This is a genomic window from Lysinibacter cavernae (assembly GCF_011758565.1).
GTDB lineage: Bacteria > Actinomycetota > Actinomycetes > Actinomycetales > Microbacteriaceae > Lysinibacter > Lysinibacter cavernae.
Genome location: NZ_JAAMOX010000001.1, coordinates 1,850,875 through 1,864,989, shown reverse-complemented (window position 1 = coordinate 1,864,989; position 14,115 = coordinate 1,850,875). Strand labels below are relative to the sequence as shown.

At 60.4% G+C, this 14,115-nt stretch carries 11 protein-coding genes; 5 read left to right on the top strand and 6 right to left on the bottom strand.

The genetic code is table 11. The features are described from left to right. Window positions 1-34 precede the first annotated feature (34 nt). Window positions 35-949 carry an HtaA domain-containing protein gene (locus FHX76_RS08165; RefSeq protein WP_167149669.1) on the top strand — a complete coding sequence of 305 codons (915 nt, stop codon included), beginning with the start codon at window positions 35-37 and terminating at the stop codon, window positions 947-949. Here the strand turns inward: FHX76_RS08165 and FHX76_RS08160 are convergent. Further along, window positions 864-2,054 (bottom strand): heme/hemin ABC transporter substrate-binding protein, encoded by a 1,191-nt coding sequence (locus FHX76_RS08160; RefSeq protein ID WP_167149667.1) that lies wholly within the window; start codon window positions 2,052-2,054, stop codon window positions 864-866. The two genes, FHX76_RS08165 and FHX76_RS08160, sit on opposite strands and share 86 nt — an antisense overlap. A 236-nt stretch (window positions 2,055-2,290) precedes the next feature. Here FHX76_RS08160 and FHX76_RS16715 point away from each other — a divergent pair, with 236 nt between their 5' ends. The 3 genes from FHX76_RS16715 (at window position 2,291) to groL (ending at window position 6,262) form a co-directional block, all read left to right on the top strand. Beyond that, entirely contained in the window at window positions 2,291-3,373 is a 1,083-nt protein-coding gene (locus tag FHX76_RS16715) for a LytR C-terminal domain-containing protein (protein ID WP_167149665.1), read from the top strand. Window positions 3,374-3,458: 85 nt separating this feature from the next. Continuing rightward, window positions 3,459-4,478, top strand: a complete 1,020-nt coding sequence (locus FHX76_RS08150; RefSeq protein ID WP_167149663.1) for a DUF3048 domain-containing protein — start codon at window positions 3,459-3,461, stop codon at window positions 4,476-4,478. Window positions 4,479-4,642: 164 nt separating this feature from the next. Then, complete coding sequence (groL, locus tag FHX76_RS08145; protein WP_167149661.1) at window positions 4,643-6,262, top strand: chaperonin GroEL; 1,620 nt, start codon at window positions 4,643-4,645, stop codon at window positions 6,260-6,262. Between the two features lie 124 nt (window positions 6,263-6,386). On the opposite strand, the gene FHX76_RS08140 is transcribed toward groL, so the two are convergent. The 3 genes from FHX76_RS08140 to FHX76_RS08130 all read right to left on the bottom strand — a co-directional run bounded on the left by FHX76_RS08140 (window position 6,387) and on the right by FHX76_RS08130 (window position 9,870). After that, the gene (locus tag FHX76_RS08140; protein ID WP_167149659.1) at window positions 6,387-8,126 is read right to left on the bottom strand and encodes a sensor histidine kinase; all 1,740 of its coding nucleotides are present in this window, start codon (window positions 8,124-8,126) and stop codon (window positions 6,387-6,389) included. Window positions 8,127-8,134: 8 nt separating this feature from the next. Beyond that, entirely contained in the window at window positions 8,135-8,830 is a 696-nt protein-coding gene (locus FHX76_RS08135; RefSeq protein ID WP_167149657.1) for a response regulator transcription factor, read from the bottom strand. Between the two features lie 74 nt (window positions 8,831-8,904). Beyond that, window positions 8,905-9,870, bottom strand: coding sequence for a saccharopine dehydrogenase family protein (locus FHX76_RS08130; protein ID WP_167149655.1), 966 nt, complete (start codon window positions 9,868-9,870; stop codon window positions 8,905-8,907). 81 nt (window positions 9,871-9,951) lie between these two features. Between FHX76_RS08130 and FHX76_RS08125 the strand changes: the two genes are divergently transcribed. Beyond that, window positions 9,952-10,569 carry a TetR family transcriptional regulator gene (locus FHX76_RS08125; protein WP_167149653.1) on the top strand — a complete coding sequence of 206 codons (618 nt, stop codon included), beginning with the start codon at window positions 9,952-9,954 and terminating at the stop codon, window positions 10,567-10,569. Here FHX76_RS08125 and FHX76_RS08120 read toward each other — a convergent pair. Next, window positions 10,546-12,192, bottom strand: coding sequence for a DNA repair helicase XPB (locus tag FHX76_RS08120; RefSeq protein ID WP_167149651.1), 1,647 nt, complete (start codon window positions 12,190-12,192; stop codon window positions 10,546-10,548). The genes FHX76_RS08125 and FHX76_RS08120 overlap by 24 nt on opposite strands. Before the next feature lie 51 nt (window positions 12,193-12,243). Then, window positions 12,244-14,103 (bottom strand): helicase-associated domain-containing protein, encoded by a 1,860-nt coding sequence (locus FHX76_RS08115; protein WP_167149649.1) that lies wholly within the window; start codon window positions 14,101-14,103, stop codon window positions 12,244-12,246. Between the last annotated feature and the right edge of the window lie 12 nt (window positions 14,104-14,115).

Here is a 14,115-nt window from a genome sequence, read left to right as displayed (position 1 = left end):
CCCTTTTCTCGCAAGACAACGAAAGGTTCTCGAAGTGTCGGTTTCGACAACGAAGGCTCAGCTCGCACGACGATGGTTCGCAACGCTCGCAACGACGGCGGTGCTTGGCGCTACCCTTGCCGCTGTGCCAGCGGCATCCGCCGTTGACCAGGCCGCACCCGTACTCAAAACGGAGGCGCCGGAGGTCGGCTGTGAGGTGACAGCCGGAACATTGAGCTGGGGCCTCATGGAGCGCTTCCGCGGATACATTGATGGATTCGCGAAAGGCGCGTTCACCCCCTCCGCCGACGTCTCCTTCAGTGGCACGGAGTGGACCTGGTCTACGCCAACCGGCTCGGTAGACCCCGCAACGGGAACAGGGCAGGTTGCGTTCCCCGGTTCGGTGCTTGCTACCGGACACGGAGACGTGCTGAAGATGAATTTTGCCAACCCGGTTGTTGAGTTTGTCTCGTCAACAGAAGCAAACCTCAAGTTTGACATCGACAGTAACGACACGACTGGTGCGCCAACGATTAGCGAAAAAGCCATCACCATCGGCACGTTTGCACTCACTCCTGGCCTGAGTGGCGAAGCCGGCAGCACCGTCACGATGATCGGAACCGGTGGTTTGTCAGAGGCCGCTGTTCCCGCATTTGCGGACTTCTACCAGGCTGGCGAACCGTTCGATCCCATGACGTTGAGCCTGACGCTTGGCGAGTGTGCAGGGGCCGCGACGGCATCCGCGGAGCCAACCGACGATGCAGCAACGACCCCGGAACCAGAAATGACCACGTTGATCGCCCCCGAGGACGAGAATGAGGGCTCGAACCTCATGCGGCTCTGGGTTGTGCTCGGAGTCGTTGTTGTTGCCGGAGTGGCGACGGTTATTGTTGTGCGGCAGCGTCGGGCGCGTAAATCGCCCGAGCAAGAGCACTCAGAGCTTCCGGAGTCCGGGGACCAAACGTCATAATCTGGCTGTCAGCCATGTCAATGATGTTGAGGTTCTTACCAGCGTTGGTCAGGGCAACGGCCTCGAGCGAGTCAATGAGACCCTCGGGGCCGCCGACGCTGTCGAGACCCTTCGTCATGACCAATAAGAGGTCTGGGTTGGCTTCGATAAGTGCTTCGTCTGTCATTGGGCGTTCGCCGACCCAACCAATCTCGGAGGCAACATCGCGGCCATCAAGCGCCGTGATCAGGTCGTCGGCACCCGAGCCCTCGCCAAACAGGTAATAGATGTTGGATGATCCGCGAAGGTAAAGGAACGCGATACGAACGCGGTCTGCGGGATCTTTTGGTGCGATCGCTTTGATCTGCTCAACGGTGTCATCGATTTCGTCAGAAAGCATCGTGCTGAGCGCCTTGCCAGCCTCGGCGTCTCCGAGCGCTGCGCCGATTTGCGACGCCTTTTCGATGGCACCGGAGATCGAGGGGTTGCGGTCAACAAACACGACGGGGATGCCCGTGTCGGCGATCTGGCGAACAACGGCGAGCGGCCCAACCGTGCCATCCGTAATGACAAGGGTTGGCTCGAGCGCGAGAACACTCTCCGCATTAATCGAGTGGCTTGAGCCGGTAACAATCGGAAGGTCCTTCGCCTCGTCAAACGTCATCGTCGCATCGCGGCCAACAACGCTGTCGCCGTAGCCAAGAGCGAATACCGTCTCGCCGATGGCCCCGGCGATGTCAAACGTGACAATGCGCGACGTGTCAGTGACGGTGACGTCGAGGTCACCGTTGGGATCGTGAGAGGTCACGGTTGTCGGAAGTGATTGTTTTCCTGGCTCGACCAGATTTGCCATGCTTCGCTCTGGGAGCTGTGCCGTGCACGGGCCGGTGCCGACGTGGGGGTCGGCAACGGGCGTGAGGTCAGCGATCGGAGTCTCAAATGACGTCGGGCTGGTGCATACCGGGCGTGCGCCTGCCGTCTCAGAGGTCGCCGGCGTCGTGGAATCGCCAGTGGAACATCCTGAGAGGATCAGCGATGCGACCGCAAGAGTCGCGACAAGGATGATGTTCTTGCGTCGGAAGGGAGACGTGCGAGCGCGCGGCGAAGCGGCAACAAAAGTGTGCATAGAAAATGGACGCCTTAGAATGAGTGGTGAGGCTAGCCTAATATACAAAACTGGGTGTTCTCAGGGGGCTGCCAGGCAGTTCAACGGCAAGCCGACTACTCTAGGTGAGTTGATTGGTGGGGCCGGGATCTCGGTATCTGAAGCATTTGACGCTACTATCGAGACTGATCAAGAAAGAGATGGAACTTCGACGGATGGACAGAAGCGACAACGACCTAACTCGCGGGGGCGAGGGAGTGGGTCCCGGTTCTGAATCCGACGAACCAATTTCACCTGGACTTGACGAGCTCTTTGGCGCCCTTCATGAAGAGGAACAGGTGCCAAATATTGGCGATCTGCCGAGCGCAAACTCGACACCTGGCTCCCATGCTTTGCCAAGCGCATCCGGCCAACCAACGCCGGTCACACCGCCTCCATCAACGGCCCCACTGAGCCCAAGACCATCAACTCAGGCCCCGGTGGCGCACACCGCAGCTCCAGAAGCCGTTGTCTATATTCCGGACGCAGAGCTTCCGTCTGCGGCCCCCGCAGCGGAACAGCCGGTGCCTGCTGATGACTATGCCGAGCTTGCCGCTCGGGCACGCGTGTCTGTGCAGCCCCTCAATGCAGAACCTACCGAGCCAACTCTTATTGATGCAGGCGAAGCATCTGACGATGAAGCACCGTTCCACCCGGACGAAGCTCTCGATGCCCGGCGTGCCGCCGGCTCAACGGACTCTGCGGTAGGGCGTCGGCGCGCGTCGAGGAATGACGCACAGCCGTCAGCATCCAAGAAACCGTCGCTTGATCCCTTTGATACTCCCCAGATGGGCAAACGAGTAGGGGTGCATCGCGCTCCACGCCGCCGCGGTCCTAACTGGATTTTTGTGATGTGGGCGGCGTTGGTCACTCTGTTGCTCGTTGTGGCTGGAATTGTGTATATCGTCATCGGGGTTGGCAACGTAAAGCTCCCGAATCCGCTTCAGTCCTCTGCGACAAGCGGACAAACACCCGCTGCCGAGGTTGAACCTGTTGTGAATCCGGCCGCAACTGTGACGATTCTGAACGGAACTGCCGATCCAGAACTCGCAGCCGCGGCGTCTTCATACGTGACCACCCAGCAGCTCGGCGTGATTGGGAACGAGAGTACAACCGAAACCCCAGACGTCACGATTAGTGCCGTGTTCTATGCCGATCCGGCAGACGAAGCAGCCGCGCTTGGGTTGGCCGCAAAGCTGGGTGGAATGCAAGCGCATCTCACCGACAGCTATGCGGGTCTCGGTACTCAACTCGTAGTTCTTATCGGTACAGATCTGGCGTTGCCAGACGCGGCTCAGTAACCTTGAACGGTTGATGCCTCCATCCAGCGTGGGGCATCCACACAACTGACATCGCCAACAGGATGGACCCAACACCGTGACCGCTTTGCGTACTTCGAACAGGTTGCTTCGTCTGGCCGTCGTTGGTGCTGCTGCAGCGGTGTTCGCTGCAGGGTGCGCTCCGGCGACGCCAAAGGATGCGCCGGAGGCCACCGGCGAGTATGCGTCAAGCTACACGGTTCCGGCAGAGCGGGTGCTTGCGCCGTTGCGTGGGACAGCGGTAGAAGTGGCGCCCGAAAATCCCTCACTTGCGGTGAAGATCGATAATCACGAGGAAGCCAGGCCTCACTACGGCCTCAACTCGACAGACCTGGTATTCGAAGAGTTAGTCGAGGGTGGTCTCACCCGCTACGTAGCAGTGTTCCAGTCGAGCGTTCCTGAGACGGTAGGGCCCGTGCGGTCCATTCGTCCAATGGATCCAGACATTATTTCCCCCATGGGCGGGCTCGTCGCATACTCGGGGGGAGCAGATCAGTTTGTTGCCAAAATGCGGGATGCACCCGTTGTGAATATTCTGGATGACGCAGGGGACCCATATTTTGACAGGGGCGTCGACCGAATCGCCCCACATAACCTGTTGTTGAGGGCGCAAGAGGCGGTCGCGGCTCACGCCGACATCCCCGCTCCTCAGCAGCAGTTCGCCTATTCGATTGACCAGGGGACCTCGTCTGCGGCGAGACTTGGTGCTCCGGTCAACTCGCTGAGCCTCACGTTTTCTCCCGAGCGGTTCCCCTCTTGGTCATGGAATGCTGAGGCCGGTGTGTATCTGCGTAGCCAAGAGGGCTCCGCAGACGTTGGCATGGATGGCGCCCAACACCAATCGACCAACGTTGTTGTGCTGAAGGTGCCTGTCGAGCGGGGAGACGTACCATTCACCCAGCTCACGGGCACGGGCGAGGCATGGTTCTCAAGTGCGGGCAAGACCGTGCAGGGATCGTGGGCGAAGGGCACAAGAGACGAGCCGCTTCGGTTTGTGGATGCCTCAGGCTTCACCGTCCAGCTTGCACCCGGTAATACCTGGATCGAAATGATCCCGGCTGATGAAGGCACAATCGTCACGGAATAGCCCCGTCTTCTTCGCTGTGAGCGATACGCGGAGTAACACCGCGTGACCTTCGGCGTCGTCACTTGCACTCTCAGGCTACGAGTGCCAGAATTGTGTCTAGCACTCGCCCCGAGCGAGTGCTAGTTTTCACAGATTCTTTGACGTCCAGGAGGGACGATACTCACATGGCAAAGATTATTGCTTTTGACGAAGAAGCACGCCGTGGTCTTGAGCGTGGACTGAACACGCTTGCAGACGCGGTAAAGGTAACGCTCGGCCCGCGTGGTCGCAACGTTGTCCTCGAAAAGAAGTGGGGCGCACCCACGATCACCAACGACGGCGTTTCAATCGCCAAAGAGATCGAACTCGACGAGCCCTACGAGCGCATCGGCGCCGAGCTCGTTAAAGAGGTAGCGAAGAAGACTGACGACGTTGCCGGAGACGGAACCACGACGGCAACCGTTCTCGCACAGGCCCTCGTTCGCGAAGGACTCCGCAACGTCGCTGCTGGCTCAGACCCAATCAGCCTCAAGCGCGGCATCGAGAAGGCAGTAGACGCCATCTCAAACCAGCTGCTCGAGAACGCAAAAGAGATCGAGACCACCGAAGAGATCGCGGCAACCGCATCCATCTCGGCTGCTGACCCTCAGATCGGCCAGATCATTGCCGAGGCAATCGACAAGGTTGGCAAGGAAGGCGTTGTTACCGTTGAAGAGTCGAACTCTCTCGGAACGTCACTCGAACTCACCGAAGGAATGCGCTTCGACAAGGGTTACCTGTCGGCATACTTCGTAACCGACCCAGACCGCCAAGAGGCAGTCTTCGAAGACCCCTACATCCTCATCGCCAACTCGAAGATCAGCAACATCAAGGACCTGCTCCCCGTTGTTGACGCTGTGATCCAGTCGGGCAAGCAGCTCCTCATCATTGCTGAGGACGTTGACGGCGAAGCGCTCGCAACGCTCGTTGTGAACAAGATCCGTGGCATCTTCAAGTCGGTTGCTGTGAAGGCACCTGGCTTCGGAGACCGTCGCAAGGCTCAGCTGCAGGACATCGCCATCCTTACCGGTGGACAGGTCATCAGCGAAGAGGTTGGCCTCAAGCTTGAGAACGCAACCCTCGACCTCCTTGGTCGTGCACGCAAGGTTGTTATCACCAAGGACGAGACCACCATCGTTGAGGGTGCTGGAGACGCAGAGGCAATTGCCGGTCGCGTTTCGCAGATCCGCAAGGAGATCGAGAACACCGACAGCGACTACGACCGCGAGAAGCTGCAGGAGCGCCTGGCAAAGCTTGCCGGTGGCGTTGCAGTCATCAAGGCCGGAGCCGCAACCGAGGTTGAGCTCAAGGAGCGCAAGCACCGCATTGAGGACGCAGTCCGCAACGCGAAGGCTGCCGTTGAAGAGGGCATCGTCCCCGGCGGTGGAGTTGCACTCATCCAGGCCGGCGCAACCGTCTTCGCAAAGCTCGAACTGACGGGCGACGAGGCAACCGGTGCAAACATTGTTCGCGTAGCCATCGAGGCTCCGCTGCGTCAGATCGCTCTCAACGCTGGCCTCGAGCCTGGCGTTGTTGCCGAGAAGGTTCGCAACCTCCCAGTTGGTCACGGCCTCAATGCCGCAACCGGTGAGTACGGCGACCTGCTCGCTCAGGGCATCATCGACCCAGCGAAGGTAACGCGCTCTGCCCTGCAGAACGCCGCATCGATCGCAGCACTCTTCCTCACCACCGAGGCAGTTGTTGCTGAGAAGCCAGAGCAGAACGCTGCTCCTGCTGGCGACCCAACGGGTGGCATGGACTTCTAGTCCACAGCGCACAGAGCGGGGCGGTCCTTCGGGGCCGCCCCGCTTTTGTGTACCTGCATCTATTTGTGAGTTTCTGCGGAGTTACAGAGCATTCTGCGCAGAAAGTCGCAAATGGATGCAGGTGTCAGACGGGGAGGAGGGGGAGCGTGACCCGGAAGGTTGCACCGCCGCCAGGCGTTTCGTGGGCGCTGACCGTGCCCTTATGGGCCTGTACGATCGACGAGACGATTGCGAGGCCAAGTCCGCTGCCACCCGTTTCGCGGGTGCGAGAGGTGTCGGCTCGCCAGAAGCGTTGAAAAATCTTCTCTCGAATCTGCTCAGGGATGCCCTCCCCGTGATCCACGATCTCAAAGGTCGCGGTTTCTGCGGCTTCGTCGACGCTCACAACGATTTCGATTGGGCTGTCATCGTCGGTGAACCTGAGCGCATTGCCGATGAGATTGGTCATGACCTGGCGGATCTTGTTCTCGTCGCCGAGCACGATAGCCGGTGGAACGTTTGCCTCAATCTCCTGCGATTCCTCGGGGGTAATTGCCGTGTTTGGGAATTCCGAGTCGCGTTCGATGCGGGTGAGCGGTTGGGTGTCGAGCATCGAGCTGCGGCGGATGCGTCGCTGGCGAAGCCTTGCGAGCGTGCCCGTTGCAAAGGAGATGCCACCCGTAACCGTTGACGGCTCGACTCCTGGCGGCGCGGCCGCCGGCGGCAGCGGGGTGACCGGTTCGTGTTCGCCCGTGGTTGCTATTGAGCCGTCGGCGAGTCGCGGTGTTGCGTCGTGAACCAGCACGCGGACCTCGCGGCTTGGCGATGAGGCCATGGTGTCGAGCGCCGCATCTTTGGCCAGCGGTACGAGGTCGACCGGTAGCATCTCGATTGGCTTTGCCTCGTCAAGGCGGGCAAGAGCAAGGAGGTCTTCGACCAGCGTGCCCATTCGGAGTGCTTCTTTTTCGATGCGTTCCATGGCCTGGGCGACATCGGCTGGGGTCTGCAACGCGCCCATTCGGTAGAGCTCGGCGTAGCCGCGAACGGTCACGAGGGGCGTGCGCAGTTCGTGGCTTGCGTCGCCGACAAAGCGTCGCATTTGCTCAATGGTTTTGGCGCGGTCGGCAAAGGCAGAGTCGATTCGCCGAAGCATGGTGTTCAGGGAGCGGCTGAGCCTGCCAACTTCGGTGTTGGATGCGGTGACGGGCACGCGTTGGCTGAAATCACCCTCTGCGATGGCTGCGGCGGTCGCTTCGACTTCGCGCAGGGGTTCAAACGTGCTGGTGACGAGCAGTCGCGTCAAGATTGCGCCAAGGAGCACCACGACGATGCCAAAGCCAGAGAAGATCGTGATGTAGCGCACCATGATGTTGTCAATATTGCTCATGGACTGCGCGATGAGGAGGGTTCCGCTACTGCCGCTGTTGTCTTTTGGCACGATGGGGACGAGGACGGCCCTCCAGCTCACCTCGTTGCCGGGCTGCATGAGATGCAGTATTTGATTGCCGTACACGTTGATGGCGTCGGCACTTGAGATCAGCGGGACCTCAGGCTTGGCATTTGACTTGCTGCCCTGGAAATTGTCGTAGAGCAGTACGCCATCGGCATCAAGAACGGCTATGTAATAGGGGTCGCGCGGTGCGTACAGCACATCGTTGCGCGTGATGAGTTGGGCTGTTGCCCCCAGTGCGAGCGCCGGTGTTGGATCGGTTTGTAGCTGGCGCAGGTTTGAATCAACCTGGGCGATCAGCTGCGGCTGGAGAATCATCATGGTGCCAGTGCCCACGATGAGGATACCGAAGGTGAGAATTAGTACCGTCACCCCGGTGATTTTGGTACGAAGGGATACTGCATCCCATCGCTTCGCCAGCCGCGGCTGCCGCATGTGCCTTGTTACGACTTCTGGTCCACCTTCAGCATGTAGCCGAAGCCGCGCTTGGTTTGGATGAGCGGGGTTTCGGAGTGTTGTTCGAGCTTGCGGCGCAGGTACGAGATGTAGGACTCGACGATGCCGGCGTCGCCGTTAAAATCGTACTCCCAGACGTGGTCAAGAATCTGTGCCTTGCTCAGTACCCGGTTGGGGTTGAGCATGAGGTAGCGGAGCAACTTGAACTCGGTTGGGCTGAGCTCAACACTCACGTCGCCAACGAAAACTTCGTGGGTGTCTTGATCCATGCGGAGCGGGCCAACCTCGATTTGGGCGTCTTCTTCGTCTTGGATGGTGCGGCGAAGGATCGCTTTGATGCGGGCAACAATTTCGTCGAGGCTGAACGGCTTGGTGACGTAGTCGTCGCCACCAACTGTGAGCCCCATGATCTTGTCTTCGGTGTCGTCCTTTGCGGTGAGGAAGAGGATCGGGGCGGTGTAGCCGGCTGAACGGAGGCGCTTGGTGACGCTAAAGCCGTTCATGTCTGGCAACATCACATCGAGGATGATGAGGTCTGGTTCGTCTTCGAGTACGGCGGAGATGGTCTGGGCACCGTTACTTACGGCTCGCACCCCAAAACCGGCAAAGCGCAGGCTGGTGGTGAGTAGGTCGCGGATGTTTGGTTCATCGTCGACAACGAGTATGCGTGGTCCATCATTCATGTTTCTATTATCTGACAATTCGCTGGACAATGTCTGAAAACTTTTTCGGCGAGTTTGCTTGACTTTTCGGGGTTTTAGATTTTTGGTGCTGCGTGGCTTAAGCGATGCTTTGTGACGCGGAACGGGAGATCGAGTTCCGCAAGCGTGGTGAGTTCGGTCAGGTGGTGGAACCCAGCTGCTGCCCCGATGGATGCCTCGACCGCCCTTGCCGCTACGATCCCAGTTGCATGTGACTGGCTTTGGCCTGTTGCCGAGAGTAGGGGGCCGTCGGCGTCTTCGATGGTCAGAATCCAGGTGTCGCTGCCTGGAAAATGTATCGACGGCGGCATGTTGCGTGCGCCTGGAATCCAAGTTGCGGCCGCGAGGAGCGTTGTGGCGAGGCGTGTGTCTGTGCCAAAGTATGTCGCCGCCGGTCGGCCGAGTTGAGGGGTGAGGGTGTGCTGATCGGAAAAGTCTGTGCGATACAGGCGCCGAGGGGTGCCATTGATGCTGAACGTGCGGGGGTTGGTGTAATTGCGAATTGAGCGGCCGGTTGTTGGGTCGCGAAATTGCCTGCCGAGGAGGCCAAAGGACCAGGCAGCTGCCGCCGCGCCGTGGGCTTCGCCGGCCCCGAGGAGGACGCCGATGCTGAGTTCCCCAGTTGCTGTGCTGATGTGCTGCGCCTCGACGGCAAGGAGGTTGGTGAGGCCTGGGGCGATGCCGACGCTCGCGATGATGGGTGCGGTGGGAGTCGGGAGGGCTGCAAGCTGGTCAATATAGGTGCTTGTTGCGGTGATGTCGATCCAGGTTGTGCCGCTGCCGATGGCGGAGGCGGCCAGGTGGGGGTCTTCTGCTCCGGTTGCGTTGATAACTGCCGTGTAGTTTTTGGATTCGGCACCGACATCGTCATAGTTTCGGATGTCGAGGGGGCGGTCCGCGAGTTCCACGTTTCGGCCGGCGCTGTGTGCGGTGATGCCTCGTGATCGGAGTTCGTTCATGATGTGGATTCCGACGGCGCCGTAGCCGCCAAGGACGAGGACGCGTGAGTCGCTGCGATTCATTGGTTCCTAACTTGAACAATGGTGTTTGAGTTAATGACGATAGCACAAGTCAAACATGAATGTATGAGATAGTCTGGCTGTGTGAACGACAACAGCCGAGCATCCGCTCAACCTCGCCGAGCAGATGCAGAACGGAACCGAGACGCAATTATTGAGAGCGCGTTGACGCTGCTTGAGCGCAACAGCGCGGCCACGATGGCCCAGATAGCGACGGCCGCTGGCGTCGGCAGGGTGACGCTCTACGGACATTTTTCATCGAGAGACGAACTGGTGGATGCCGCGTTCCGCACCGCAGTCGCCAGGTCGGAGCGAACCCTTGCCAACCTTGACCTCGGCGGCAACCCGGTTGCGGCGCTCGTGCGACTCATCCATTCGTCGTGGCGAGAAGTGGTTCGCAATCTTGCGGCCCTTGATGCTGCCCAGCGAGCGCTTCCCCCAGAGCGCATCCGCGAACACCACAGCGAACTCATGGCCTGTGTAGAGGACGTGATTGCGCGAGGGCAGGCCGAAGGCGCCTTCCGTGCTGACCTCAGCGCAGGATGGCTGACGGCGTGCTTTTACGCGGTGCTGCACGTCGGATCGGACGAGGTCCTTGCCGGTCGCGCGAGTGCAGAGCAAGCGGCAGAGCAGATTACCGCGACCGTGCTTGGACAGCTGAGTCCGACGGCTGCCGGGCTACGCGGCCCGGTTGACGAGTGAGGCGGCGTCGATAATCGTGTACGAGTATCCCTGCTCGGCGAGGAAGCGTTGCCGGTTCTGGGCAAATTCCTGGTCGACCGTGTCGCGCGCCACAAGCGTGTAAAACGAGGCCGTGTGGCCCGTTGTGCTTGGTCGGAGGAGACGCCCAAGGCGTTGCGCTTCTTCTTGCCGTGAGCCGAACGAGCCAGATACTTGAATCGCAACTGAGGCGTCGGGGAGGTCAACGGAGAAGTTTGCGACCTTGCTCACAACGAGCACTTTGATGGTTCCCTCGCGGAACGCCTGAAAGAGCTGTTCGCGCTCATTGACGGGGGTCGCCCCCGTGAGCTGGGGAACGCCAAGCGCCGTCGAGAGCTCCTCAATCTGGTCGAGGTACTGAGCAATGATGAGAATCTGCTCGCCCTCGTGATCTGCGACGAGGCGACGAACGGTATCCATCTTTGCAGGGGCCGTCGCGGCGAGGCGGTAGCGTTCGTTATCGGCGGCGGCCGCGTATTCGAGGCGGGTGTCTTGGGGGAGGTCCACACGGACCTCAAAACACTCAGCTGGCGAGATGTAGCCCTGGGCCTCGATCTCTTTCCACGGAGCGTCGTAACGCTTTGGCCCGATGAGGCTGAATACGTCGCTTTCGCGCCCATCCTCACGCACGAGCGTTGCGGTGAGCCCGAGGCGGCGGCGTGCCTGCAAATCGGCGGTCAGCTTAAATACCGGAGCGGGCAACAGGTGTACTTCGTCGTACACAATGAGGCCCCAGTCGAGCGCGTCAAGCACGGAGAGATGCGCGTATTCACCTTTTCGGCGAGCGGTCAGGATTTGATAGGTGGCGATCGTGACCGGTTTGATCTCTTTCACCTGACCCGAGTACTCGCCAATGTCGTCGGCGGTGAGATCGGTGCGCCGCAGAAGCTCATCGCGCCACTGACGAGCGGAGACGGTGTTTGTGACAAGAATGAGGGTTGTGGCGCCAACGGCTGCCATCGTTCCGGCACCCACCAGCGTCTTGCCCGCGCCGCAGGGAAGCACCACAACGCCGGACCCGCCAGTTTGAAAGTTCTCGATTGCCCTCAGCTGATAGTCGCGCAAGTGCCAATCGTCGGTCAGTGCGATGTCGTGCGGCGTACCTGGGGTGTACCCGGCGAGATCCTCCGCCGGCCAGCCCTGTTTCACGAGCTCTTGCTTGAGCTGCCCACGTGCCCACGGCTCGACGCTGAAGGCGTCTGGCCTGATCTGTGCGGTGAGCAGTGGCGCAATCCGCTTGGCCTTCGATACCTCGCGGATTGCCGCTTCGTCGTCTGAGCGAAGGATGAGGTCCCCGTTGTCGTCACGTTCGATAACAAGACGACCGTATCGGCCAACGGTTTCAATGATGTCGATGGAAACGGACTGCGGAACGTCAAATTTGGAGTACCTATTGAGCGTCGCGAGCATCTCGTCGGCGCTGTGCCCTGCCGCGCGCGCGTTCCAGAGACCAAGCCTCGTGATGCGGTACGTGTGGATGTGCTCAGGTGCGCGCTCCAGCTCGGCAAACACGGCAATATCGTGGCGCGCGTTTTCGGCTTCGGGGTGTGCGACTTCGAGCAGAACGGTGCGGTCGCTTTGGACAATCAGTGGGCCGTCAGACATAGAGACCAAGTCTACGCCCTCGACCCTGTGATACCCGTGGGTCGTGCGGTGCTACGCGAGGGTCTCTACGCTGGTAACCCAGGCAAGGGGGAGCGTCCGCTCAACATCCGATGCGCTGTCGAGTCCGCGCAATCGAGCGGCGGAGACGCTTGTTGGCAGGATGGTGTACTCGTGTGCTGCGCCGTTTGGTGCGACGAGCGCGACCTTGATGGTTGATTTAGATTTGATGGCGAGGCTGAGCTGGCGAGAGAATCCAGTTTCTGGCGTCTCATCGTCGTGCGCGGCTTGGTTGTTTCGCAGCCGCTCAAGAAGCTGCCTCGTTGGGTTGGCTTTTGGCGCTGCTGATGCCGGGCTCGCGTCATGGCTACCACCATCGGAGATCAGGGCAGCCGGGTACTTTGCTTCGTGCAGGGAATTGATGACCACGTTTGCCGACATGATGCTTACGAGGACGTCTTCCGAGCGCCGCCGAAGGGACAGGTGCTGCAAGCCGCGGTCAACAAGGAGCGTCTCGAGCGTGTGGCGGTCATCTGCGGTGACTCGCGTTCGCGCCGGTGAGCCAGCCGTTTGCGGCTCGATAGCTTCAACGCGGATGCTGCCGTAGCGCCTGACCGTCTCGGTGACGAGGTAGTCGAGTGGTTGTGGGATGCCCGTGAGCGAAATCTTGGCGAGGAATCCGCGGAGCTTGTCTTCCGTCATGCCAGCGGTAAAGGCGCGGAGCAGGCTGGCCGACGTTATTCGGTACGTGGCTGCGAGCGCCCTGTTCTCGATTGTGGCGATTTGCCGCAACTCGGTATCAATTGCCGCTTTCAGTGGGCCGGGTGAGATAACCGTGAGGTCTGGCTGCACGTAAACGGAATCCACCTCGGCTGGCATGAGCGGGGCAAGGATTTCGGCCGCTGCTGCATCCCCCGAAACAACGAGGGCTTTGGCAAAGCTGCTGCCCGCATCTGCGTGCTGGAAACCGATGAACTCGGCCTCATCAACGAGGGTGCCGACCCATGCCGTTGCGCGCTCTGGCGCTGCGGGGAAGAGCCAGGGGACAAGGACGCGGATGGTGTCGCCCCAGACCCGCCGGGAGTGCTCACTCAGCGTCTCGACAATGTCTGGTGAAGCGGCCTCGAACCAGGCATGGGCGAGGGCAAGCCAACGCTCGGCCGGAGGGAGCATGAGCCACTCCGCGGATTGGTCGGTCGCCGTCCAGCCAACCGCGAGTTCCGCGGTGAGGCCGGCCCGTGAGGTGAGGGTGAGGAGAAAAGGAACCCGATTGAGCGTGACCCTGAGCGCCTCAGAGAGACGCTTGCTTGCCGGAAGTGTGAGTCCGCCGCGTGCGCGCGTTGGGGCTGGTTCTAGTGTGAGTTCGGCTATGAGCTCGCCGACCATTTGGACAAGGGCAAACGCTCGTTCTGCGGATGCTCGCTCGGTCTCGTCGCCTGGGTCGTTCTCGACAACATCCAGCAGCGTTGGGCGGGTGAGGTCAACAAGTTCTTCCGGGGAAGGCAGCCCCTCTGCTGGCCAAGAGCCGAGCGCGACCGCAACCTCAGGCCAGCCCTGGACGGCGTCGCCCTCGGTGCGTACGAGTGCCATGCCCCTGAGCCGAGCGAGAATGGCGTCGATCCAGTCTGACGAGAACTCGCGGTGCGGCGTCGAGTGTGAGAGTCGACCACGGATCTGATCGGGGGTGAGCCACGCTGGCTCCTCATCTGCTCCGAGAACGACAAGAACAGCGAGCGAATTTCGGTCGAGAGGGGTCAGCGCTTGCTGCAGCGATTCCGCCTTGAGCAGGTGGCCGGCAAGATCAAAAAAGTCTTTGAGTCCTGCAGCGGAAACTGAGCGCTGTTGAAGGAGCTGCTCCACCGATTCGTCGGAGGAGGCGCTGAGCTGGCGTGAGAGGGCGAGAACGCTGGTCATGGCTGCCCGACA

What these genes read in the sequence shown, in the direction of transcription:
- FHX76_RS08115 (WP_167149649.1), bottom strand. Translation starts at nt 14,103, where the DNA reads ATGACCAGCGTTCTCGCCCTCTCACGCCAGCTCAGCGCCTCCTCCGAC.
- groL (WP_167149661.1), top strand. Translation starts at nt 4,643, where the DNA reads ATGGCAAAGATTATTGCTTTTGACGAAGAAGCACGCCGTGGTCTTGAG.
- FHX76_RS08160 (WP_167149667.1), bottom strand. Translation starts at nt 2,054, where the DNA reads ATGCACACTTTTGTTGCCGCTTCGCCGCGCGCTCGCACGTCTCCCTTC.
- FHX76_RS08140 (WP_167149659.1), bottom strand. Translation starts at nt 8,126, where the DNA reads ATGCGGCAGCCGCGGCTGGCGAAGCGATGGGATGCAGTATCCCTTCGT.
- FHX76_RS08130 (WP_167149655.1), bottom strand. Translation starts at nt 9,870, where the DNA reads ATGAATCGCAGCGACTCACGCGTCCTCGTCCTTGGCGGCTACGGCGCC.
- FHX76_RS08120 (WP_167149651.1), bottom strand. Translation starts at nt 12,192, where the DNA reads ATGTCTGACGGCCCACTGATTGTCCAAAGCGACCGCACCGTTCTGCTC.
- FHX76_RS08135 (WP_167149657.1), bottom strand. Translation starts at nt 8,830, where the DNA reads ATGAATGATGGACCACGCATACTCGTTGTCGACGATGAACCAAACATC.